The organism is Streptomyces sp. NPDC001678 (assembly GCF_042892945.1).
Taxonomy (GTDB): domain Bacteria; phylum Actinomycetota; class Actinomycetes; order Streptomycetales; family Streptomycetaceae; genus Streptomyces.
The window spans coordinates 103,578-125,727 of record NZ_JBIAUP010000004.1; the positions used below are offsets into that span (position 1 = coordinate 103,578).

Here is a 22,150-nt window from a genome sequence, read left to right on the forward strand (position 1 = left end):
CGGTGAGCGATGAGACCTCCTTCGGTAGTGAGGGAGGGGCGCGGATGTCCTTCGCGGGTCCGCGTTCCGCGGCGGCGGCCATCGGGGCGCCCCGGGGGCCGCGCGGAGCCCGCCGTATCGGCCGGCTTGGCCCGCCCCTTAACCCTTTCACCCGATCACCCCAGGTCAAGCACCGCCTCGCCGCGCGCCGGGGCGCCGTCCGAGCGGCTTGGGGGTCACGGAGGTTGACGCCGCGTCAGCCAACTGCCAGAGATCGCCCAGTCGTTCCACGAACCCTAGCGCCTGGAGTTCGTACAGACTGCCGAGTGTCCGGTCCCGGCCCATCCCGGCGTTCCGGGCGATGAGCGCGAGCTCGGCGCCGCCTCTGCCGGGGACGGCTTCCAGCGTTCTGACGGCCGCTTCGGGCAGCAGGTCCCTGGCCACGACCGGTCCTCTGCGCTCCGGGGCCAGCTCTCCCATGTCGCCGATCAGCTCGGTGATCTCATCGGCGTCGGTCACCAGACAGGCTCCTTCGCGCAGGAGTTCGTGAACCCCGGCGGAGAGTCCTGAGGTGACCGGGCCGGGCACTCCCATGGTGTGGCGTCCCAGTCGTCGCGCGTGGCGCGCGGTGACGAGCGAGCCGCTGCGGTATTCGGCCTCCACGACCACGGTGCCCCGCGTGAGCGCGGCGATCACACGGTTGCGCAGGACGAAGCGGCTGCGCGTGGGGTGTCCGCCGGGTGGCAACTCGGCCAGTACGAGACCTTGTTCCGCGATCCGGCCGAGCAACTCGGCGTGTCCGCGCGGATAGGGCACGTCGATTCCCGAGGCCAGTACCGCCATGGTGGCCCCGCCGGCGGCCAGCGCGCCCCTGTGGGCGGCCCCGTCGACACCGAAGGCGGCCCCGGAGACGACCACCCATCCGCGTTCCGCGAGCCCGGAGCCGAGGACGGCCGCCACATAGGACCCGTAGTCGGTGCAGGCGCGGGCTCCGACGACGGCGACCGACCGCAGCGCCCACAGTCGTACATTCGGACTGCCGTGGACCCAGAGGCCGATGGGGCGGGCGTCCCCGAGGTCGTCGAGCTGTCCGGGCCATTCGATGTCGCCCGGGCAGATGAAGCGCCCGCCCATCCGGGCGACGGTGGCGAGGTCGCGGGCCGGGTCGCGGTGGGCGGCGCGGGCGCGGCAGCCTTCGAGCCGGTCCGGGCGGGCTCCTTTCGGCGGTGGTCCCGCGCCGGTCAGGCCGTGGAGCAGGGCCTCGGCGCCCATCTCCCGAAGCCAGCGGCCCACGTGTTCGTCCCCCGGTTCCGTCAGGCCGGTGAGCGCGGCCCGCGCCAGCCGCTCCCTCGGCCCCGGCCCGCTCATGGCCGACCTCCGGCGGGGACCGTGCCGCGCCGGACGCCCGTGCGCAGTTCCAGCGCCTGGGCCACGTCCTCGGTGTCCGGCCGGGGGCGTCCGGCGAGGTCCGCGATCGTCCAGGCGACCCGGAGGACCCGGTCCAGCCCCCGTGCCGTCAGCAGTCCGCGCTCCATGTCCCGTTCGGCCTCGGCGAGGGCGTCCGGTGGCACGCTCCAGCGGGTGCGCAGCTCGTAACCCGGCACTTCGCTGTTGGTGCGCCAGGGTGTGCCGGTGTACCGGGCGGCGGCTCGCTCGCGGGCGAGGCGGACGCGCGCGGCGACGTCGGCCGTGGATTCCGCCGGAGGGCCGGTGAGCTCGGAGCGGGCCACGGGTTCGACGGCCACTCGGAGGTCCACACGGTCCATCAGCGGCCCGGACAGGCGCCCCAGATAGCGTTTGACGGCCCGGGGCGGGCAGTCGCAGCCGTCGCCGGTCATACCGCGCCGGCCGCAGGGGCAGGGGTTGGCCGCGAGGGCGAGCAGAAAGGCGGCGGGCAGCCGCATCACTCCGCCGGTGCGGGCGACGACGACGTGTCCGGACTCGAGTGGCTGGCGCAGGGCGTCGAGCACTCTGCCGGAGAATTCGGGGGCTTCGTCGAGGAAAAGTACGCCGTGGTGCGCGAGGGAGACGGCTCCCGGCCGGGGCAGCCCGGAGCCGCCGCCGATCAGCGCGGGCATGGACGCCGAGTGGTGGGGTGCGCAGTAGGGGGCGCGGTCGATCAGGGGCTGGCCTGCGGGCAGGGTCCCGGCTACGGAGTGGACTGCTGTGACTTCGAGTGACTCTTGGGGTGTGAGGGGCGGGAGCAGTCCCGGGAGTCGTTCGGCCAGCATGGTCTTGCCGGCCCCCGGGCTGCCCATGAAGAGGAGGTGGTGACGCCCGGCGGCGGCCACCTCCAGTGCCCGGCGGGCCCTGGCCTGTCCGGCGACCTCGGCGAGGTCGGGCGGACGCTCGCCGGGCCGCGCCCCGAACCCGCCACCGGCGCCCGGTACGGCCAGCCCCGCGAGCATGGGGTCGGGCCGCCCCTCCCCCAGCGGCTCCTCGTCCTCCTCGGGGACGGGCTCGTCCGCCAGCACCGCGATCAGCTGGCGCAGACTGCGGACGCCCAGCACGGACACCCCTGGCACCAGGGCGGCCTCGGCCGCCGTGCGTTCGGGGACGACGACCTGGCGGTATCCGGCGTCGGCGGCGGCCAGGACGGCGGGGAGGATGCCGCGCACGGGGCGGACCCGGCCGTCGAGGCCGAGCTCGCCGATCATCATCAGGTCGGCGATCGCCCTGGGGTCGATCCGCTCGGCGGCGCCGAGGACCGCGCAGGCCACCGCGAGGTCGAAGCCGCTGCCGCCCTTGGGCACCGAGGCCGGGCTGAGGCCCACGGTGAGCTTCTTCTGCGGCCAGTCCGCGCCCGAGTTCACCACGGCGGCCCGCACTCTGTCCCGGCTCTCGCTGAGGGATTTGTCCGGCAGCCCGACGAGGGTGAAGGCGGCCACTCCCGGCTCCAGGCCGGCCTGGACCTCGACCACCACGCCGTCCACACCGGTCAGGGCGACCGAGCACGTCCGCGCGAAGCCCATCACGCCACCCCCTTGGCGTGCTCGACGAGGGGCGCGCCCCGGTCCGGGACGACCACGCCCACGAGATCGATGCGCACCCCGCCCGGTGGGGCTCCGCCGTGCCGGGCCAGCCAGCGCTCGGCGAGCTCGCGCAGCCGCCCGGCCTTGGTGGCCGTGACGGCGGCCATCGGATGTTCGAACCGGCCCGCGCGGCGGGCCTTCACCTCGCAGATCACCAGGACGTCGCCGTCCAGGGCCACGATGTCCAGCTCGCCGGCGCGGCACCGCCAGTTGCGGGCCAGCACGGTCATCCCGGCCTCGGTCAGCCGGCGCGCCGCCAGATCCTCCCCGTACCTGCCGAGCCCCCCTCGGGCGTTCATGGGCACCACCTCCGGTGCCGACTATGCCGCCCTCGCCCCCAAGTTTTGGATCTTGGTGGACAACCCCGCGATTGTGGAAAACCCCGTCACCCGATCAGGGAAGAACGCCCCTGGACGCTCGGATCACGTCCCCGGCAGATCAAGATCGGTCTTGTTCAGCTCCTCGATGTTCACGTCCTTGAACGTGAGCACCCGGACCTGCTTCACAAAGCGCGCCGGCCGGTACATGTCCCACACCCAGGCGTCCGCCATCGAGACCTCGAAGAAGACCTCGCCCTGCACCGAGTGCACCTGCATCTCGTAGTCGTTCGTCAGGTAGAAACGGCGCTCGGTCTCGATCACGTATTTGAACAGCCCGACGACGTCGCGGTACTCCCGGTAGAGCTTCAGCTCCATCTCGGTCTCGTACTTCTCGAGGTCCTCGGCGCTCATGGCATGTTCCCCTTCAGCCGTGCGTCCCCCCATTGTGCGTCAGGCGCGCTCGGTCTCCAGGAGCACCGGCGTACTCGGGGGTCCCTCGTCGAGCAGCGCCCGCAGCAGCCCGGCGAGTCTGGTCGGATACACCGTCTCATGCGTCGCGAGCAGTTCTTCGCAGGTCCACCAGCGCAGCCCCGACAGGCTGCGCCGCTCCAGCTCCGTCCCGCCGCCGGACCAGGTGGGCCGCTGCGCGGTACGGGCCAGGTAGTAGCGCTCGTCCTGCTCCCAGCGGCGGCCGTCGAAGGGGAACGAGCAGCTGCGCGTCCAGAGCACCGGGCCGAGTTCGATCTCGGTGACGCCCGTCTCCTCGGCCAGCTCGCGGCGCGCGGCCTCCTCCCAGCCCTCGTCGCCCTCCAGTCCCCCGCCGGGGGTGAACCACCAGGTGGTGCCGGGGTCGTCCGGTTCGTAGCCGTGGAGCAGCAGGATCCGGTCGTCCGGGTCCAGCAGGACGACACGGGCGGCCCGGCGCGGGCCGTCGCCCTCAGCCCCGCCCGTCTCACCCATGGGTCGCCACCGCCGCCTTCCCGCCGCGTGCCGCCCGCTGCGCGAGCGCGCCCACCGCCGCACCTCCCAGGATGAGCACCGCGCCCGCCACCACGCACGTCGTGATCAGGGGCAGCGGGCCCGGCCGGGACGTGCCGCCGGGCAGCCCCGCGAAGGCACCGGGGCGCTCGATCATGCCCCAGCCGGACACCGGCCAGGCCTTGGCGTCCACCCGGGCCCGTACCGCGTCGCGCGGCACCGTGCCCTGCCCCGCCTCGGTCATATGGCTGCGGGAGTCCAGCGAGTCGGAACGGTGGTCGCCGAGGAGGAACAGCCGGCCCTCGGGGACGGTGGCCGAGAAGCCCGTGGGCGAGGCCGGGCCGGAGCCCTCCAGATAGGGCTCCTCCACGGGTTTGCCGTTGATCGTCAGACGGCCCTGTCTGTCACAGCACTCGATGTGATCGCCACCGACGCCGACGACCCGTTTGACCATCGGGACGCTGCCCCAGACCTCGTCCTCGAAGACGACGACGTCCCCGCGCCGCACCTCGCCGCCGTCGATCCGCTGGGCGAGGATCCGGTCGCCGCGCCCGATCGTGGGCGCCATCGAGTCCGTGGGCACGGTGTACGGCCGGTACAGCAGGGCGGCCCAGCCGAAGCCGCCGAGGAAGAGCAGAGCGCCGACGGCCACGGCCAGCCCGGACAGCACTCTGCCCGCGCGGCCGTGGCCGTCGGCGCCACGTTCCACTGTGCTCATCGCGTCCCATCCCCCGTCCGCCGGTCCGACGGAACCGCACCCTACCCGGGGGTACGGGCATCGGTCAGCCCCTGGCGAGGGCCGATGTCAGCCGGTTCGGGGGCGGCGCGTCACCCCTTCGCGGCGGGGACCACCACGACGGACCGCTCGGCCCCCTCGGCCTTCCGCAGCGTGCGGCGCCGGCGCCACAGCACCAGCGGCAGCGCGCCCGCGAGCCCGAGCGCCGGCGGCGCGACGGCGGCCGCCGCGCTCAGCCCCGGCTGGTCGAACGTGCCGGGGACGGGCAGCGTGGCCCACCGGTTGACCGGCCAGGCGACGACGATCGCGCGGCCGACGACCTCGTCCTCCGAGACCGTGCCCTGGAACCTGTCGAGCTCCTGGTGGTAACGGGAGTCGAGGGAGTCCTGGCGGTGGTCGCCCATCACCCAGATCCGGCCCTTGGGCACCTTGATCGGGCCGAAGGGCTTGTCACCGCAGGGCGTGTTCCCGGGGAAGATGTACGGCTCGTCGAGCGCCTTGCCGTTGACCGTCACGGGCTCGTTGTTGCCCTTGCACTCGACGGTGTCGCCGCCGACCGCGATGACCCGCTTGATCAGGTCCTTCTCCTCGGCCGAGGGCATCAGGCCGATGAAGCTGAGCACCTTCTGGACGCCATTGGCCACCGGGCCCTGGTCGGTGGCCGGGCTCTCGCCCAGCCAGCCGCCCGGATCGTGGAAGACGACGACCTCGCCGCGCTCGGGTTTCGAGCCGAACCACGGCGTGAGCTTGTCCACCAGCACCCGGTCGCCGCGCTGGAGGGTGTTCTGCATCGACTCGGAGGGAATCGAGAACGCCTGCACCAGGAAGGTCTTGATGAGCAGCGCGAGCACCAGCGCGATGCCGATGAGGAGCGGCAGCTCCTTCCAGAAGGATCGTTGCTTCTTGGGCTCGTCGCGGCGCGCCCCGCGGCCCTCGCCGCCGCTTGCGCCGCGTCCCGCGCCATCCTCGGACGCGGGGGTCTCCGAGGACGTCACCGTCGTGGCGTCCTGGCCGGGCCCGGCCGCCTGGGACCTGGCCTCCTGCGGCGTGTCGCCGCCGGACGGCTCCCCGGACGGGTCATCCGTCCGCCCGGGCCGCCTTTCGGGCTCTCCGTGACCGGAACGCGCGCCGACCGCCACATCCCCCACATCCACTCCTCACTCCACGCTGCCGCCCGCGATACGTACGACGCAGGCCCATCACTCCCATAACGAGCGGGAGTTCCGCAGGGGTCGGGAGCAGGATCAATCCTTCATGATCCATGGGGGACAGACTATGCGGCGAACCGCCCGCCCGCGCATCCGCGCGCGGCGCGTCCCGCACCGAAGCGTACGTGTCCGGCTCGGTGAGCCGCCGCCAGTGGTCCATGGGCCAGGCGATCAGCACCGCACGTCCCACCACCAGGTCCTCCGGGACGGTTCCCTGCCCCGGCTGGTCCAGGTGGTAGCGCGAGTCCGCCGAGTCGGAACGGTGGTCCCCCATGACGAAGAGCCGGTCCTTGGGCACCTTCACGTCGAACGTCATCTGGGAAGGAGGATTTCCCGGATGGACGTAGGGTTCGAGGAGCGGCGTTCCGTTGACCGTGATTTTGCCGTCCTTGTCGCAGCACTTGACCCTGTCGCCGCCGACGCCCACCACGCGTTTGATGAGGTCCTGCTCGTCGGCCGAGGGCAGCAGGCCGATGAAGGTGAGCGCCTGCTTGGCCTGCTTGACGCCCACCGGGTCGTTGCGGGACTTCCACTCGTCGCCGAGCCATCCGCCGGGGTCCTTGAAGACCACCACGTCGCCGCGTTGCGGCCGGGTCCCGAACCAGGGCGTCAGTTTGTCGACCAGCACCCGGTCACCGATCCGGATGGTCTCCTCCATCGAGCCGGACGGAATCACGAAGGCCTGGACGAGGAACGTCTTGAGCACCAGGGCGATCAGCACCGCGACGCCTATAAGGATCGGTACTTCCTTGAGCACCGAGCGCTGCCGGCGGTGGCGCAGCTTCCTGGCGGTCCGTTTCGCGGCCTTGCGCCGCTCCGCCCGTCCCCCGGTCCCCGGGGGCGGCCGGTCCGCGGGCGCCGCCGGGCGGGCGGCCGGCGCGGCCGTACGGACGCTTGTACGGCCCCTGCTACCCATGCGGGCCGCCTCCCCCGTGCCCCGGGCCCGGCGCGGGTACGTCCGCGAAGGCACCGGTGCGGCCCAGGGAGGTCATCCGGCCCAGCGGCCAGCCGATCCAGTCGGCGCGCCCGATGACGCGGTCCACCGGAACCATGCCGCCGCCCGGCTCGCCCAGATGGTCCCGGGAGTCACGGGAGTCGCTGCGATGGTCACCCATGACCCATAGCTTGCCCTCCGGCACCACCACATCGAACGGCACTTGGGAGGGAACGTCCCCCGGGTAGAGGTATTCCTCCAGCACGGGATGGCCGTTGATCTCCAGCCTGCCCCATTTGTCGCAGCAGCGGACCCGGTCGCCGCCGACGCCGACGACACGCTTGATGTAGTCGGTCTCGGAGGGGCGCATCAGCCCGACGGCCGCCGCGCCCTTGCGGATGATCGTGGTCACCGCGTTCTCCGAGGGCCGGTCCTGGACGAAGGAGTCGGTGCCGTCGAAGACGATCACCTCGCCCCGGCGCGGCTCGTCCCCGAAGCGATAGGCGAGCTTGTTGACGAGCACCCGGTCGCCGACCTGGAGCGTCTTCTCCATCGACCCGCTGGGGATCAGGAACGGCTGCACCACATAGCCGCTGACCAGCAGCAGCGAGACCAGGCAGAGGGAGAGCAGCACCCCGGCGCGCCGCAGCGGCCCGCCGTCCGCGTACCAGCGCCATGCGGCGGAGAGCCGGGGAAAACGCGCGGAGCGCGACCCCTGTCCCTCCCCCTGTGCGGGTTCGGGAGAGCGGTCGCGCTCCGGAAGCGATGCGAGCTGTGCGTCGGTGTCCATCGGGCCGAAAGCCTATCCGGCCGTTCCCGGACGCCGTCGGGAAGCTCAGTTGTCGCGCTTCTCCTTGATCTTCGCGGCCTTGCCGCGCAGCTCACGGAGGTAGTACAGCTTGGCGCGGCGGACGTCACCGCGGGTGACGAGCTCGACCTTCTCGAAGATCGGGCTGTGCACCGGGAAGGTGCGCTCGACGCCGACGGAGAAGGAGACCTTGCGGACCGTGAAGGTCTCGCTGATGCCCGCGCCCTGGCGGCGGATGACGACACCCTTGAACTGCTGGATGCGGGAGCGGTTGCCCTCGATGACGCGAACGTGGACGTTCACGGTGTCACCGGGACGGAAGGCCGGGACGTCGGTGCGCAGCGAAGCGGCGTTGACGCCGTCGAGCAGGGAAGACATATTCGTCTGCTTCCTCGCCGATGCCACAGGTCATCGGCGGAATTCGTATGGAAAAGAGAACGGTACCTCGCACACCGGGCGGGCGTCGGTCCCCCTGTGGCAGGGGCGCACGCCGGACGCAAGGCAACGGCTCATTCTTCCACGTCGGGGGCCACTCGCCCAAATCGGCCGTCCTCGCCGGGGCCCCAGCCCAGGATCGAGAGCATCTCGCGGTCCTTCTTGTCGAAGGCGGCCGGGTCGGTGCGCTCCAGGAGGTCGGGGCGGTTGGCGGTGGTGCGGCGGAAGGCCTCGTCGCGGCGCCAGCGGGCGATCTTGCCGTGGTGGCCGCTGAGCAGGACGTCGGGGATGCCACGGCCGCGCCACTCCGGCGGCTTGGTGTAGACGGGGCCTTCCAGGAGGTCGGCCATGGCGCCGGGGGCGAAGGAGTCGTCGCGGTGCGACTCGGCGTTGCCGAGGACGCCGGGCAGCAGCCGGGCGACGGCCTCGACCATGACGAGGACGGGGGCCTCGCCGCCGGCCAGGACGTAGTCGCCGATGGAGAGCTCGCGGACGTCGTAGTGGTCGCCGTACTCCTCGATGACGCGGCGGTCGATGCCCTCGTAGCGGGCGGGGGTGAAGACCAGCCACGGCTTCTCGGCGAGCTCGACGGCGATCTCCTGGGTGAAGGGCTTGCCGCTGGGGGTGGGGACGACGATGGTGGGCCGGGCGCCCTCCGCGCCGGACTCGATGATCGCGTCCAGTGCCTCGCCCCAGGGCTCGGGCTTCATCACCATGCCGGGGCCGCCGCCGTACGGGGTGTCGTCGACGGTGTTGTGCTTGTCGTGCGTCCACTCGCGCAGGTCGTGGACGCGTACGTCGAGCTGGCCGCGGGCACGGGCCTTGCCGACGAGCGAGACGTTCAGCGGCTCGAGGTACTCGGGGAAGATCGTGACGACGTCGAGGCGCATTACTCCTGCCCCTCCTCGTCGCGAGAGCTCGCGACCTCGGCCTCACCGCTGTCGAGGAGGCCGCGCGGCGGGTCGACGACGGCCCGCTGTGCGTCGAGGTCGATCTCGGTGACGATCTCGGAGACGAAGGGGATCATCACCTCGGTGCCGTCCGGCCGCTCGACGATGAAGAGGTCCTGGGAGGGCAGGTGGGAGATCTCGGCGATCCGGCCGACGGCGGTGCCGTCGACGGTGACGACGTCGAGGTCCATCAGCTGGTGGTCGTAGTACTCCTCGGGGTCCTCGGGAGTCTCGTCCGGATCGACGTCGGCGATCAGCAGGGTGTTGCGCAGGGCCTCGGCCGCGTTGCGGTCGGCGACGCCGACGAAGCGCAGGAGCAGCCGGCCGCTGTGCACCCGGCCGGTCTCGACGGTCAGCGGGCCCGTGCCCGCGGGGTCCGTGGCCAGCACCGCGCCGGGTCCGAGCCGCAGCTCGGGCTCGTCCGTACGCACCTCCACGGTGACCTCGCCCTTGATGCCGTGGGCGCGTCCGATCCTGCCGACTACCAGCTGCACAGTCTCAATCCTTCTCGCATGGTCTTACGAACGCGACAACGGGCCGGGAAGGGAAACCCTTCCCGGCCCGTGCCGGTGCTCTGTCGCTTCTCAGCGGACCTGGTCCACGTCGACGAGGTCGACACGGATGCCACGGCCGCCGATGGCGCCCACGACGGTGCGCAGGGCGCGGGCGGTACGGCCGTTGCGGCCGATCACCTTGCCGAGGTCGTCGGGGTGGACCCGGACCTCCAGCACGCGCCCGCGGCGCAGGTCGCGCGAGGCGACCTGCACGTCGTCGGGGTTGTCGACGATGCCCTTCACGAGGTGCTCAAGGGCCTCCTCGAGCATCCTCAGGCCTCGGTCGACTCAGCGGACTCGGCCTCGGCGGCCTCGTCCTTCTTCTCCGACTTCTTGGCCTTCGGGGTGATGGCCTCACCCTTCGCCTCACCCGCGGCGTTCACACGAGCCTCGAAGAGGTCGCTGAAGTCGCGCTTCTTCTCCTCGGCGACCAGCATCGGGGCCGGGGCCGGCAGACCCTTGAACTTCTGCCAGTCGCCGGTGACCTTCAGGATGGCCAGGACGGGCTCGGTCGGCTGGGCGCCGACGCTCAGCCAGTACTGGGCGCGCTCGCTGTTGACCTCGATGCGCGAGGGGTTCTGCACCGGGTGGTACAGACCGATCTCCTCGATCGCACGGCCGTCACGGCGGGTGCGGGAGTCGGCGACGACGATGCGGTAGTGAGGCGAACGGATCTTGCCCAGACGCTTCAGCTTGATCTTGACTGCCACTGGAGTGGTGTCTCCTGGTCTTGACGTGGTTGGGCACAACGAGATGCCACGTGGGGTTTGCGGTACTCGGGGTGCCCGATGGACGCGTCAGCCGGAGGAGAGAGGGGTCCTATGCGACTGTCGAGTACAGCGACCCATTGTGCCACACCGATCGCGGGGCGCCGAACGGCCCGGGTCCGCCGGGGCGGACCCGGGCACGCGCCGTCTCAGCCGACCGGGACGGCGGGCTCCGGGATCCGGAAGGGCTGGCCGCAGCCGCCGCACATGATCGGCGCCTGGGCGAGCACGGACGGCACGACGCGCACATTGCGTCCGCAGTCACACACGGCCTTCACCCGCACCCCGCCGCCGGAGGAGCCGTGGCGCGCGGCCGGGCCCCGGAAGGTGCGCGAGGTGTCGGCGGCGGTGGCCACCGTGTGCGCCTTGAGCGCCCGCTGGAGTCTCTCGATCGTGGGCCGGTAGCGCTTGCGCGCCTCCGGATTGAGCACGACGAGCGAGAAGCCGCTGCTGGGATGCGGCTCATCACTGTGGTCGAGCCCCAGCTCCTCGGCGATCGCCAGGAATCGCCGGTTGTGGTAGCGGCCGGCACGAGAGGTGTCCCGGACACCGCGGGCGGCCGCGATGCCGTGCACTGCCTCGTGCAGCAGCCTTTCGAAGGAGAGCTCGGCGCCACAGGCGGACGACGACTCTCCGATCAACGATTCGGGCGCGGCTAGATCCGGCAGCTCGGGGTGGAACCGCTGAATGTCGGCCCACGCCTGTGCCAGCTCTGCGGCGAGAACAGGTGGTGTCGTGCTCACGTCGTGACAACGAGCGGGTACGGCCCGGTGTTCCGATACCGGGCCATCCCAAATAATTTGCACGTACCAGTCAGTTTCCCGCCTCATTCGTCCTGAGGAGGGCGGGTGCGCAGAACTGCGGAGAAGGAGGGATGAGACGCTCAGCTGTTCGCAAGGTGGGACGTACTGACTCATCAGTAAGCGGCAGTACGCCCCGCTCCGGCGCCCGTACAAGCGCGAACCCCCGGAACGCGCGCCTCGGGAGCGCGCGCCCGGGGGCGGGTGGATCAGTAGGCGCGCGCGACGATCGCGACGGCGCCCTCGGCGTCGTCGGTCTCCGGCACCGAGCCGTCGGGCATCACCAGGCAGCGCACGGTCACGGCCTGCTCGGCCAGCTTGGCCTCGCCCTCCGCGCCCAGCGTCGCCCACGGGATACGGGCCCAGCCGCCGGCGAGGGCGGCCTCGGCGGCCTCCTCGATGGTCGCCACGTCCGTCGTGCGGGCCAGCCGGCGCTCGCGCGACTCGCGCAGCAGCTGCGCCTGGTCCTCCTCCAGGACCTTGGGCAGCAGCGCGGCCAGCTCGTCGATGCGCACGGCCTCCTTGCCGCCCGGGATGCGGCGGGCCAGCATCGCGGTGCCGTTCTCCAGGTCGCGGGGGCCGATCTCGATGCGGACCGGGACGCCCTTGAGCTCCCAGTCGACGGCGCGCCGGCCGAAGGGGGTGTCGGTGCGGTCGTCGACCTGCACCCGCACGCCCGCCGCCTTGAGGACGTCGCCGAGCTCGCGGACCTTGGCCAGGACGGCCTCGTCGCCCTTGATGGCCAGGACCACGGCCTGGACGGAGGCCAGGCGCGGCGGCACCCGCAGGCCCTTGTCGTCGCCGTGGGACATGATCAGGCCGCCGACCATACGGGTGGAGACGCCCCAGGAGGTCTGCCAGACCAGCTCCTGCTGCCCGTCCTTGGACAGGTAGGAGGTGTTGAAGGCCTTGGCGAAGTTCTGGCCGAGCTCGTGGCTCGTGCCCATCTGGAGGGCCTTGCCGTCGCCCATCATGCCCTCGAGGGTGAGGGTGTTGATGGCGCCCGCGAAACGCTCCTTGGGCGTCTTGCGGCCGAGCACCACGTCGATGCCCAGGACGTTCACCATGAAGTCGTAGTAGACGTCCCGGTGGATGCGGGCCGCGTAGTCGCGGGCGTCCTCGTACGTGGCGTGGGCGGTGTGGCCCTCCTGCCAGAGGAATTCGCTCGTGCGGAGGAAGACGCGGGGGCGCATCTCCCAACGGACGACATTGGCCCACTGGTTGATGAGCAGGGGCAGGTCGCGGTAGCTCTGCACCCACTTCGAGAAGTACTCGTTGATGATCGTCTCGGAGGTGGGCCGGACGACGACCGGCTCCTCCAGCTCCTTGCCGCCGCCGTGGGTGACGACCGCGAGCTCGGGGGCGAAGCCCTCGACGTGCTCCGCCTCCTTCGTCAGGTAGGACTGCGGGATGAAGAGCGGGAAGTACGCGTTGGAGGCGCCCGCGTCCTTGATCCGGGCGTCCATCTCCTGCTGCATGCGCTCCCAGAGCCCGTACCCGTACGGGCGGATGACCATGGTGCCGCGCACCGGGCCGTTGTCGGCCAGCTCGGCCTTGTTGATCAGGTCCTGGTACCAGCGCGGGAAGTCTTCCGCCTGGGGGGTGAGAATGGGAGCCTTTGCCATGCTGCGAATGGTACGGGGCCCGTCAGTCCGAGTGTGAATCCGTCCGCCGGCGACCGTCTCTTCCCGGCCGTCGAGGGGGCCGCCCGTACGCCCGGCACATGCCATCGTGACGCCGGGGTAAAGCGTCGGCCCCACCCCTGGACTCGGCGGCCGAAGCGGAGTTCTCTGGCATCGGGGGGTTCTTCGCCACGGCCCGCGGAACGATGTCCCGCGGCCTTCGGTACATCGCGGCGAAGCACCGGGCACTCGGCAAGGACAAGAAGCATTCGGGGGGCGGGACCACGGACCAGAACACGTGAACCGGCGGATTGGGGCGCTTTCGATGACACCAACGCTCGTGCGGCGGCACCGGCCGTCCCCGACCTCGCCCGAATCCCGGGCCCGCGACTGGGCGGAAATCCAGGAACGGATGCTGGTACCGCTCTACGAGGCCGTGTACGAGCGCCTGGAGACCGGCCCCGGCACCCGGCTCCTGAGCCTCGGCTGCGGCTCGGGGCTCGCCCTGCTGATGGCCGCGGCCCGGGGAGCCGTCGTCCGCGGTGTGGACACCGACGGCCGCAGGCTCGCGCTGGCCCGTGAGCGGCTGCTGCCGGAGGGCGCCCGGGCGGGCGGCCCCCGACTCGGCCTCGGCGGGCCCGAGGCCGTGAGCGGGCCGGACGACCCGCTCTTCACCCTCGTCACCGCCTTCGACCCGCTCTTCTGCGCGGGCAGCGGCCCCCGGGGCCTGGCCCGGGAGCTCGCCAGCGCCGCCGCCTACGCGGCGCCGGGCTTCCCCGTCGTCCTGGCCGGCTGGGGCCCGCAGGAGCGCTGCGCGGCGTCCGGCGCGCTCCGGGTGGCCGCGCGTCTGGCGGATCCGATGTGCGCCCCCGCCCGCTGGCGTCCGTGCGGCCGTGACGACCTGGAGAACCTGGCCCGCGACGCCGGGCTCACCCCGGACGGCTCGGGCCGGGTCTCCTGCCCGTACGGCTACGCCGACATGGGCAGCGCGGTGCGGGGCCTGCTGTCGACGGGCGCCTTCGACGCGGCGGTGCGGGCGACGGACGAGGAGCAGGTCGCCAAGGAGCTCGTCGAGGCCCTCCACCCGTATCTGCGGGCCGACGGGACGGTGTGGATGCCGAATGTGTTCCGCTATCTGATCGCCCGGGTGTAGGCGTACGGAACGACGGACAGCCCCCGGCGGTGCCGGGGGCTGTCGTCTCCGGGAGACCCGCCGAGGGGTCAGCCCATGAACTTCTTGAACTCGTCGGGCAGTTCGAACTTGCCGTCGGCGCCCGTCGGGAGCTCGGGCATGCCACCGGCCTGCGCCTGCTCACGGCGGGCGGCCGCGGCCTCCGCCTCGGCCTTGCGCTTCATCGGGTTGCCGGACTGACGCTTGCCCTTGGCCTGCTTGATCTGCTTCTTCTTGCGGGCCGCGCCGCCGCCCATGCCCGGGATACCCGGCATGCCCGGCATTCCGCCGCCCTGGGCCATGCGGGACATCATCTTGCGGGCCTCGAAGAAGCGCTCCACGAGGTTCTTCACGGCGCTGACGTCCACACCGGAACCCTTGGCGATACGGGCGCGGCGCGAGCCGTTGATGATCGTCGGGTCCTGGCGCTCGGCCGGGGTCATCGACTTGATGATCGCGGCGGTGCGGTCGACGTCGCGCTCGTCGAGGTTGTTGATCTGGTCCTTGATCTGGCCCATGCCCGGGAGCATGCCGAGGAGCTTGGAGATGGAGCCCATCTTGCGGACCTGCTCCATCTGCGACAGGAAGTCGTCGAGCGTGAACTCCTTGGGGCCCTTCGCCAGCTTGGCCGCCATCTTCTCGGCCTCGTCCTGGCTGAAGGTCTGCTCGGCCTTCTCGATGAGGCTGAGCATGTCGCCCATGCCGAGGATGCGGGACGCCATGCGGTCCGGGTGGAACGCGTCGAAGTCGTCCAGCTTCTCGCCGTTGGAGGCGAACATGATCTGCTTGCCGGTCACGTGCGCGACCGACAGGGCGGCACCGCCGCGCGCGTCGCCGTCGAGCTTGGAGAGCACGACACCGTCGAAGCCGACGCCGTCGCGGAAGGCCTCGGCGGTGTTGACCGCGTCCTGACCGATCATCGCGTCGAGGACGAAGAGGATCTCCTGCGGCTGCACCGCGTCACGGATGTCCGCGGCCTGCTGCATCATCTCGGAGTCGATGCCGAGGCGGCCGGCGGTGTCGACGATCACCACGTCGTACTGCTTGGCGCGGGCGTGCTCGATGGAGTCCTTGGCGACCTGGACCGGATCGCCGACGCCGTTGCCCGGCTCCGGCGCGAAGATCGCGACACCGGCGCGCTCGGCGACGACGCCGAGCTGGTTGACGGCGTTGGGGCGCTGGAGGTCACAGGCGACGAGCAGCGGGGTGTGGCCCTGGCCCTTGAGCCAGTGGCCGAGCTTTCCGGCGAGGGTCGTCTTACCGGCACCCTGGAGACCGGCGAGCATGATGACCGTCGGGCCGCTCTTGGCGAAGCGGAGGCGGCGGGTCTCGCCACCGAGGATGCCGATCAGCTCCTCGTTGACGATCTTGATGACCTGCTGGGCCGGGTTGAGGGCCTGGGAGACCTCGGCGCCGAGCGCGCGCTCCTTGACCTGCTTGATGAAGGCCCGCACGGCGGGCAGCGCCACATCGGCCTCGAGCAGGGCGATGCGGATCTCGCGTGCCGTGGCGTCGATGTCGGCCTCGGAGAGGCGGCCCTTGCCCCGGAGGTTCTTGAACGTCGCTGCGAGGCGGTCGGAGAGGGTATCGAACACGGTGGTCGCGAGTCCTTCTTGTCGTGAGTCAAGGCGGCGGCTGACCCCCAAGGGTATCCGGCCCTCCCCGGTGCGGTCAGCCGCCCAGTGACTCCTGGACCGCGCGGGCCGTCCGCGCAGCCTCCTCGGGCGGCAGCGGGCCGCCCCCGGAGCCCGTCACATAGAACGCGTCCACGGCGCTCGCGCCCAGGGTGCTCACGTGCGCGCTGCGCACCCACAGCCCGGCTTCCTCCAGGGCCCGGCCGATGCGGTGCAGCAGTCCGGGGGCGTCCTGGGCCCGTACTTCCAGGACCGTCGCGTCCCGGGAGCCGCCCGGGGCCACGCTCACCCGGGGCGGCGCGTGGGGCACGCCGGGGCGCCGGCCGCGGTAGGCGGCCTCGCGCTCGGCCAGCCGCCCGGCGACGTCGAGGGAGCCGTCCAGGGCCCGTGTCAGGTCCTCGCGCAGCCGGGCCGCCCCGGGCGGGGAGCCGTACTCGGCGGCGACGCGCCAGGTGAGCAGGAGGACCGGGCGGTCGCCGGCCGGTGCGGCCATGGCGCGGATCTCGGCCGTGCGGACGCGCAGCCGGTGGAGGGCCAGCACCCCGGCGGCGGCGGGCAGGACGCCCGGCCGGTCGGGGAGCGCTATCAGCAGCTCGACGCCGACGGGCCCGTCGCCGTCGGTGCCCTCGGGGCGGGCCCGCAGGACGACGACGGGGGCGCCCGTGCGCCGGGCCTCGTCCGCCGCCGTCGTCTGCTCGGCGGTGGGGGCGCTCCGCCGGGGGCCGGGCGGCACGGGCCGGCCGTCGAGGGCGGCGGCCGCCCGGCGCACCAGGTCGGCCACCAGCGAGGCCCGCCAGGCGCTCCAGGCCGTGGGGCCGGTGGCGAGGGCGTCGGCCTCGGTGAGGGCGTGCAGCAGCTCCAGGACGGCGGCGGAGCCGACCGCGTCCGTGACCGCGCGGACCGTGGCGGGGTCGCCGAGGTCGCGGCGCGTGGCGGTGTCGGCCAGCAGCAGATGGTGGCGGACGAGCGTGGCGAGGACGCCGGCGTCCTCCGGGCCGTAGCCGAGCCGGGCCGCCACCTGGCGGGCGGTCTCCGCGCCCGTCTCGGAGTGGTCGCCGGGCCGGCCCTTGCCGATGTCGTGGAGGAGCGCGGCCAGCAGCAGCAGGTCGGGGCGGCCGACGCGGCGGGTGAGGGCGGCGGCGCGCACGGCCGTCTCGACGAGGTGACGGTCGACGGTCCAGCGGTGGAGGGCGTTGCGCTGGGGGCGGCAGCGCACGTGCTCCCATTCGGGCAGCAGCCGGGAGACGATTCCCTCGGTCTCCAGGGCCTCCCAGACGGCCACGGCGGGCTCTCCCGCGCCGAGGAGGGTGAGGAGCTGCTCGCGGGCCTCGGCGGGCCAGGGCACGGGCAGCGCGGCGGCGCCGGTCATGCGGCGCACCGCGTGCCGGGACAGCGGCAGGCCCGCCTGGGCGGCGGCCGCCGCGGCGCGCAGCGGGAGCACGGGGTCGTGCTCGGGGCGGGCGGTACGGGCGAGGCCGACCTCGCCGTCCTGTTCGACGACGCCTTCCGCCAGCGGGATCCTCTCGGGCGCGACGAAGCCGCCGCGTCCCCCGCGCCCCCCGTCCCCCATAGCCTGAACGGCATGGGAGGTACCCCCACCCCGCCGCAGCCGGGGCCGTCCGGAGCGGGCGCGCAGGACGCGGCCGACCTCGCGCCAGGTGACCTCGGCGGCGTAGGAGACGGTGTGGGCGGCCCCGTACACCCGGCGCAGCAGGGCGTCGGCGTCGGGGAGGCCGAGGGCGGCGGCGACCTGGTCCTGCTCCTGGAGGGCGAGCCGGTCGGTGGCGCGGCCGGTGGCCAGGTGGAGGGCGTCGCGGGTGTCGAGGAGGAGGGTGCGGGCGGCTTCGAGGCCCTCGCGGGGGGCGTCCGCGAGCCAGGAGGCGGCCACGGCCCGCAGGGCGGTGGCGTCGCGCAGGCCGCCGCGCGCCTCCTTCAGGTCGGGCTCCAGTAGGAAGCGCAGCTCGCCCTGGCGGCGGGCGCGTTCCTCGCACAGCTCGCGCAGTTCGGGCAGCCGGGCGGGGGCCTGGGCGCGCCAGTCCTCGTAGGCGGTGGTGCGCAGGGCGGCGGTGAGGGCGGGGTCGCCGGCGAGGTGGCGGGCGTCGAGGAGGCCGAGGTGGACCTTGAGGTCGCTCGCGGCGGCCTTGCGGGCCTCGGCGGGGGTGCGGACGGAGTGGTCGAGGGCGAGGCCCATGTCCCAGACGGGGTACCAGACGCGGTCGGCGAGGGCGGCGATGCCGGGGTCCGCGGTGGTGCCGTCGTGCAGGAGGAGGACGTCGAGGTCGCTGCGGGGGGAGAGCTCGCCGCGGCCGTAGCCGCCGACGGCGACGAGGGCGACACCGGGGGCGGGGCCGAGGAGCTCGCCCAGCCAGTGGTCGGTGGCCCGGGCGAGCTCGGTGCGCAGGGGCGGGCCGGTGAGCCGTTCCTGGTGGAGGAGGCGCAACCGGGCGGCCGCGTAGCCGCCCTGTCGCCCGGGGTGCGCCTCGGTGTCGTGCTCCGTCAAGGGGTGCTCCTGGCGGTCACAGCGCGTCCGGGCCGCGCTCGTCGGTGCGGACGCGGACGACGGTGTCGAGGGGGACGACCCAGACCTTGCCGTCACCGATCTTTCCGGTCTGGGCGCTCCGGACGATGACGTCGACGATGTCGTCGGCGTCCTCGTCCTCGGCGAGGACCTCTATGCGGATCTTGGGGACGAGGTCGATGGTGTACTCGGCGCCGCGGTAGACCTCGGTGTGGCCGCGCTGGCGGCCGTGGCCGGTGGCCTCGCTGACGGTCAGGCCGTGGACGCCGAATTCGCGCAGGGCGGTCTTGATGTCCTCGAGCTTGTAGGGCTTGACGATCGCGGTGACGAGCTTCACGCGTCCACCTTCTTGTCGGGCGTCCCGTTCGGGAGCTGTTGTGCGGGGGTGTGGTGGACGGCGCGGTTGGCGGCGGATCCGCCGACGGCGGTGAAGTCGTAGGCGGTCTCGGCGTGGAAGGCCTGGTCGACGCCGGTGATCTCGTCCTCCTCGCTCGCCCGGAAGCCGACGAGCCTGTCGACGAGCTTGGCGAGCAGCCAGGAGACGGTGAAGGAGTAGGCCATCACCGAGAACGCTCCGGCGGCCTGGCGGCCCAGCTGGGTGAGGCCGCCGACGCCGTCGGTGGCGAGGAGGCCGACGAGGAGGGTGCCGATGACGCCGCCGACGAGGTGGACGCCGACCACGTCGAGGGAGTCGTCGAAGCCGAGCCTGAACTTCCAGCTCACGGCCCAGGAGCAGACGGCTCCGGCGACGAGGCCGATGAGGATCGCCCCGAAGGCGTTGACGGCGGCGCCGGAGGGGGTGATGGCGACGAGGCCGGCGACGGCTCCGGAGGCGGCGCCGAGGGTGGTGAACGCGCCGTGCCGGATCCGCTCGTAGGCGAGCCAGCCGAGCATGGCCGCGCCGGTGGCGATCTGGGTGTTCATGGCCATGTTGGCGGCGGTGCCGTTGGCGGCGAGCGCGGAGCCGGCGTTGAAGCCGAACCAGCCGAACCACAGCAGTCCCGCGCCGAGCATCACCAGGGGCAGGCTGTGGGGGCGCATCGGGTCCTTCTTGAAGCCGACGCGCTTGCCGACGACGAGGACGGCGGCGAGGGCGCCGATGCCCGCGTTGATGTGGACGGCCGTGCCACCGGCGAAGTCGATCACCTTGAGCTTGAACAGCCAGCCGTCGGCCTGCCAGACCCAGTGGGCGACGGGGAAGTAGACGACGCTCACCCACAGGGCGATGAACAGCGTCCAGGCGCTGAACTTCACCCGGTCGGCGAGGGCGCCGCTCATCAGGGCGGGGGTGATGACGGCGAACATCATCTGGAAGAGGGCGAAGGCGAGGACGGGGATGCCCTCCTTGCCGCCGGTGAGGGTGTCGGGGTGGATGCCGCTCAGGCCGAGGTGGCCGAGGCCGCCCAGGAGGCCGGCGCCGATGTCGTCACCGAAGGCCAGGGAGTAGCCGTAGAGCACCCACAGGACGCTGACGACGCCCAGCGAGATGAACGACATCATCAGCATGTTGAGCGCGCTCTTCACCCGGACCATGCCGCCGTAGAAGAAGGCCAGGGCGGGTGTCATCAGCATCACGAGCGCGGCACTGATCAGTACGAACGCGGTGTCTGCGCCATTCAATGTCGGTGTCTCCTCGCCGCCGCGGCCCGGGCCCCCGTGCGGGCGGTGTTCGGTGGGCCGTTGTCGCCTTGAGGCTGTCGCAGCGCGGTTTCAGCCGGTGCCGTGGACTGTTTCACGCCGGTGACGATGGAGGCGGGCGCGTTACGCCCCGGTGAACGGCGGGGCGGGCGCGGCGGGTCTCCCGTACCCTGCCGGCCACCTCGGCCGCGGCCCCCGCGCGAGGACACGGACCGGCCGTGGCGACCGTCCGGGGTGACCTGGCGTGGGGGAGCCGAGTCGGGCTGTACGGGAGGGTCGCCACGGCCGGGCAGGGGGGCCGGAGGGATCAGACCGCGTGGGCGGCCTCCAGGGATTCCGGCAGGTGGACGGCGAGTTGGTCGGTCAGGTCGACGACTTCGGCGACGTCGCCGAAGTCGCGGTGGGCGTTGTCGACGGTCTTGCGCAGCCGGTTGTTGACCCGCTCGGAGCGGACCTGTTTGGCGATCCTCAGCGCCTTCTTCACGGGCTCCGCGCAGGCCTCCGGCTCACGCTGGAGCAGGTGGACGGTGGCCATGCCGATCAGGTTGAGCGCATACGAACGCTGGTGCTCGTCGTCCTGGGAGAACAGCTCGACGGCCCGCTCCATCTTGGGCCGCGCCAGCTGGGCGTAGGTGGGGCTGCGGCCGGCCACATAGGCCAGATCGCGGAAGGAGTGGGCGTTCTCGGCGTTGAGCTCGGCCTCGGAGAAGAAGCGGATCCAGTCGGGGTCCCCGTCGCCGGGCGCGATGTCGGCGAAGCAGTCCTCGGCCATGGCGACCGCGCGCTTGACCTTGGCGGGCTGGCCCATGTTGGCGTAGGCGCGGGCCTCCATGGCGTGGAGCATGGCCTGGGTGCGGGGGGTGGCCGTTTCCCTGGAGCCGTACTGGCCGAGGTGGATCAGCTCCAGGGCGTCGTCCGGGCGGCCGAGGTGGATCATCTGGCGGCTCATCATGGAGAGCACGAACGAGCCCAGGGGGCGGTTGCCCGCCTCCTTGGCGGCGTGGAGGGCGAGGACGAAGTACTTCTGGGCGGTGGGGTGGAGGCCGATGTCGTAGCTCATCCAGCCGGCCAGCTCGGCCAGCTCGGCGGCGACGTGGAACAGCCGCCGGGTGGTCTCGTCGGGCTGGGGCTCCTGGAGCAGGTCGGTGACCTCGTGGAGCTGGCCCACCACGGCCTTGCGGCGCAACCCGCCGCCGCACTGGGCGTCCCACTGGCGGAACATCACGGTCGTCGACTCCAGCAGCTCCAGCTCCGGCTCGGAGAGCCGGGACCTGCGGGAGCGGTCGCGCTCGGCGCTCCGGGCGCCGTCCCGGCCGGTGGGGCCGGGCACCAGCCAGCGCTGCATGGGCTCGATGAGGGCGGGGCCGGCGGTGAGGGCGAGCGAGGTGCCGAGGAAGCCCCGGCGGGCGAGCATCAGATCGCTGCGGGAGAACTCGCTGAGCAGCTCCACGGTCTGGGGGGCGGCCCAGGGCAGGTCCACCCCGCCGACGGAGGGCGACCGGTGGGCGACGCGCAGGCCGATGTCCTCGACGCCGACGACGCAGCCGAAGCGCTCGGAGAAGAGCTCGGAGAGGATCTTGGGGATGGGCTCGCGGGGCTGCTCGCCGTCCAGCCAGCGGCGCACCCGGGAGGTGTCCGTGCTGATGTGATGGGCACCCAGCTGTCGGGCCCTGCGGTTGACCTGGCGGGCGAGCTCGCCCTTGGACCAGCCGCTGCGCAGGAACCAGGAGTTCAGCTGTTCGTTCGGGCGTTTCTCACCCTTGTCGGCCCGATCGGCCTTCTCGGCCCGATCGGCGCCGTCGGCACCACTGACATTGCCGCTCATGGGAACGCCCCCATCCACAATTCCGCAATTCCGCGATACGTGTCCACACGTGCGCTCACCACGTCTGCGCGTGAAGTCTGCGCGTGAACCGCCAACAGCTTGCCGCGTGTTGCCGCCGTCTGTCCGGCGCTGTCCATGCACCGAAAGTAATCCTACGATCACCGTTCAGGCGAGAGCGGTCCAGTAAACGCCACCATTCGCCACCCCAAGGAATGAACGAGTCCCCCGCACTTCGCGCTTG

Annotated in this window: 22 protein-coding genes; 1 reads left to right on the plus strand and 21 read right to left on the minus strand. The window is 72.3% G+C overall.

From position 1 onward, the window contains the following. Positions 1–165 precede the first annotated feature (165 nt). From dprA to proS, 16 genes are all read right to left on the minus strand, one after another. Positions 166–1,347: a DNA-processing protein DprA gene (gene dprA / locus ACFYZR_RS09840; RefSeq protein WP_391907557.1), complete on the minus strand. Its 1,182-nt coding sequence runs from the start codon at positions 1,345–1,347 to the stop codon at positions 166–168. Continuing rightward, positions 1,344–2,951 carry a YifB family Mg chelatase-like AAA ATPase gene (locus tag ACFYZR_RS09845; protein WP_391908533.1) on the minus strand — a complete coding sequence of 536 codons (1,608 nt, stop codon included), beginning with the start codon at positions 2,949–2,951 and terminating at the stop codon, positions 1,344–1,346. The genes dprA and ACFYZR_RS09845 overlap by 4 nt, the downstream gene beginning before the upstream one ends. After that, positions 2,951–3,310 carry a YraN family protein gene (locus ACFYZR_RS09850; RefSeq protein ID WP_391907560.1) on the minus strand — a complete coding sequence of 120 codons (360 nt, stop codon included), beginning with the start codon at positions 3,308–3,310 and terminating at the stop codon, positions 2,951–2,953. Before ACFYZR_RS09850 ends, ACFYZR_RS09845 begins: the two co-directional genes overlap by 1 nt. A gap of 123 nt (positions 3,311–3,433) precedes the next feature. Beyond that, positions 3,434–3,742: a DUF2469 domain-containing protein gene (locus tag ACFYZR_RS09855; RefSeq protein ID WP_126916304.1), complete on the minus strand. Its 309-nt coding sequence runs from the start codon at positions 3,740–3,742 to the stop codon at positions 3,434–3,436. 39 nt (positions 3,743–3,781) lie between these two features. Beyond that, complete coding sequence (locus ACFYZR_RS09860) at positions 3,782–4,291, minus strand: NUDIX hydrolase (protein WP_391907563.1); 510 nt, start codon at positions 4,289–4,291, stop codon at positions 3,782–3,784. Beyond that, positions 4,284–5,027 (minus strand): signal peptidase I, encoded by a 744-nt coding sequence (gene lepB / locus ACFYZR_RS09865; RefSeq protein WP_391907566.1) that lies wholly within the window; start codon positions 5,025–5,027, stop codon positions 4,284–4,286. Before lepB (ACFYZR_RS09865) ends, ACFYZR_RS09860 begins: the two co-directional genes overlap by 8 nt. A gap of 110 nt (positions 5,028–5,137) precedes the next feature. Then, positions 5,138–6,184, minus strand: coding sequence for a signal peptidase I (lepB, locus tag ACFYZR_RS09870; protein WP_391908536.1), 1,047 nt, complete (start codon positions 6,182–6,184; stop codon positions 5,138–5,140). Next, complete coding sequence (gene lepB / locus ACFYZR_RS09875; RefSeq protein WP_391907569.1) at positions 6,123–7,169, minus strand: signal peptidase I; 1,047 nt, start codon at positions 7,167–7,169, stop codon at positions 6,123–6,125. Before lepB (ACFYZR_RS09875) ends, lepB (ACFYZR_RS09870) begins: the two co-directional genes overlap by 62 nt. After that, positions 7,162–7,977: a signal peptidase I gene (lepB, locus tag ACFYZR_RS09880; RefSeq protein ID WP_391907572.1), complete on the minus strand. Its 816-nt coding sequence runs from the start codon at positions 7,975–7,977 to the stop codon at positions 7,162–7,164. The genes lepB (ACFYZR_RS09875) and lepB (ACFYZR_RS09880) overlap by 8 nt, the downstream gene beginning before the upstream one ends. Before the next feature lie 45 nt (positions 7,978–8,022). After that, complete coding sequence (gene rplS, locus ACFYZR_RS09885; protein WP_361699541.1) at positions 8,023–8,373, minus strand: 50S ribosomal protein L19; 351 nt, start codon at positions 8,371–8,373, stop codon at positions 8,023–8,025. A 131-nt stretch (positions 8,374–8,504) separates the two neighbouring features. Continuing rightward, positions 8,505–9,320 carry a tRNA (guanosine(37)-N1)-methyltransferase TrmD gene (trmD, locus tag ACFYZR_RS09890; RefSeq protein WP_391907577.1) on the minus strand — a complete coding sequence of 272 codons (816 nt, stop codon included), beginning with the start codon at positions 9,318–9,320 and terminating at the stop codon, positions 8,505–8,507. Then, positions 9,320–9,874, minus strand: a complete 555-nt coding sequence (gene rimM, locus ACFYZR_RS09895; protein WP_391907580.1) for a ribosome maturation factor RimM — start codon at positions 9,872–9,874, stop codon at positions 9,320–9,322. Before rimM ends, trmD begins: the two co-directional genes overlap by 1 nt. A 90-nt stretch (positions 9,875–9,964) precedes the next feature. After that, on the minus strand, positions 9,965–10,204 hold the full coding sequence (locus tag ACFYZR_RS09900; protein ID WP_014153811.1) for an RNA-binding protein: 240 nt from the start codon (positions 10,202–10,204) through the stop codon (positions 9,965–9,967). A 2-nt stretch (positions 10,205–10,206) separates the two neighbouring features. Then, positions 10,207–10,644: a 30S ribosomal protein S16 gene (gene rpsP, locus ACFYZR_RS09905; protein WP_391907584.1), complete on the minus strand. Its 438-nt coding sequence runs from the start codon at positions 10,642–10,644 to the stop codon at positions 10,207–10,209. A gap of 206 nt (positions 10,645–10,850) precedes the next feature. After that, on the minus strand, positions 10,851–11,444 hold the full coding sequence (locus ACFYZR_RS09910; RefSeq protein WP_311614030.1) for a hypothetical protein: 594 nt from the start codon (positions 11,442–11,444) through the stop codon (positions 10,851–10,853). A gap of 266 nt (positions 11,445–11,710) precedes the next feature. Further along, positions 11,711–13,126, minus strand: a complete 1,416-nt coding sequence (proS, locus tag ACFYZR_RS09915; RefSeq protein WP_391907588.1) for a proline--tRNA ligase — start codon at positions 13,124–13,126, stop codon at positions 11,711–11,713. Positions 13,127–13,448: 322 nt separating this feature from the next. Between proS and ACFYZR_RS09920 the strand changes: the two genes are divergently transcribed. Continuing rightward, positions 13,449–14,276, plus strand: a complete 828-nt coding sequence (locus tag ACFYZR_RS09920) for a class I SAM-dependent methyltransferase (protein ID WP_391907591.1) — start codon at positions 13,449–13,451, stop codon at positions 14,274–14,276. 68 nt (positions 14,277–14,344) lie between these two features. On the opposite strand, the gene ffh is transcribed toward ACFYZR_RS09920, so the two are convergent. The 5 genes from ffh to ACFYZR_RS09945 form a co-directional block, all read right to left on the minus strand. Further along, positions 14,345–15,889: a signal recognition particle protein gene (ffh, locus tag ACFYZR_RS09925; protein WP_391907594.1), complete on the minus strand. Its 1,545-nt coding sequence runs from the start codon at positions 15,887–15,889 to the stop codon at positions 14,345–14,347. A 76-nt stretch (positions 15,890–15,965) separates the two neighbouring features. Next, positions 15,966–18,428, minus strand: coding sequence for a [protein-PII] uridylyltransferase (locus ACFYZR_RS09930; protein ID WP_391907597.1), 2,463 nt, complete (start codon positions 18,426–18,428; stop codon positions 15,966–15,968). A 16-nt stretch (positions 18,429–18,444) separates the two neighbouring features. Continuing rightward, a complete protein-coding gene (locus ACFYZR_RS09935) occupies positions 18,445–18,783 on the minus strand; it encodes a P-II family nitrogen regulator (protein ID WP_391907600.1) in 339 nt (112 codons plus the stop codon). Next, positions 18,780–20,066, minus strand: coding sequence for an ammonium transporter (locus ACFYZR_RS09940; RefSeq protein WP_391907603.1), 1,287 nt, complete (start codon positions 20,064–20,066; stop codon positions 18,780–18,782). Before ACFYZR_RS09940 ends, ACFYZR_RS09935 begins: the two co-directional genes overlap by 4 nt. Positions 20,067–20,391: 325 nt before the next feature. Next, a complete protein-coding gene (locus tag ACFYZR_RS09945; protein WP_391907606.1) occupies positions 20,392–21,909 on the minus strand; it encodes a hypothetical protein in 1,518 nt (505 codons plus the stop codon). Positions 21,910–22,150 lie beyond the last annotated feature (241 nt).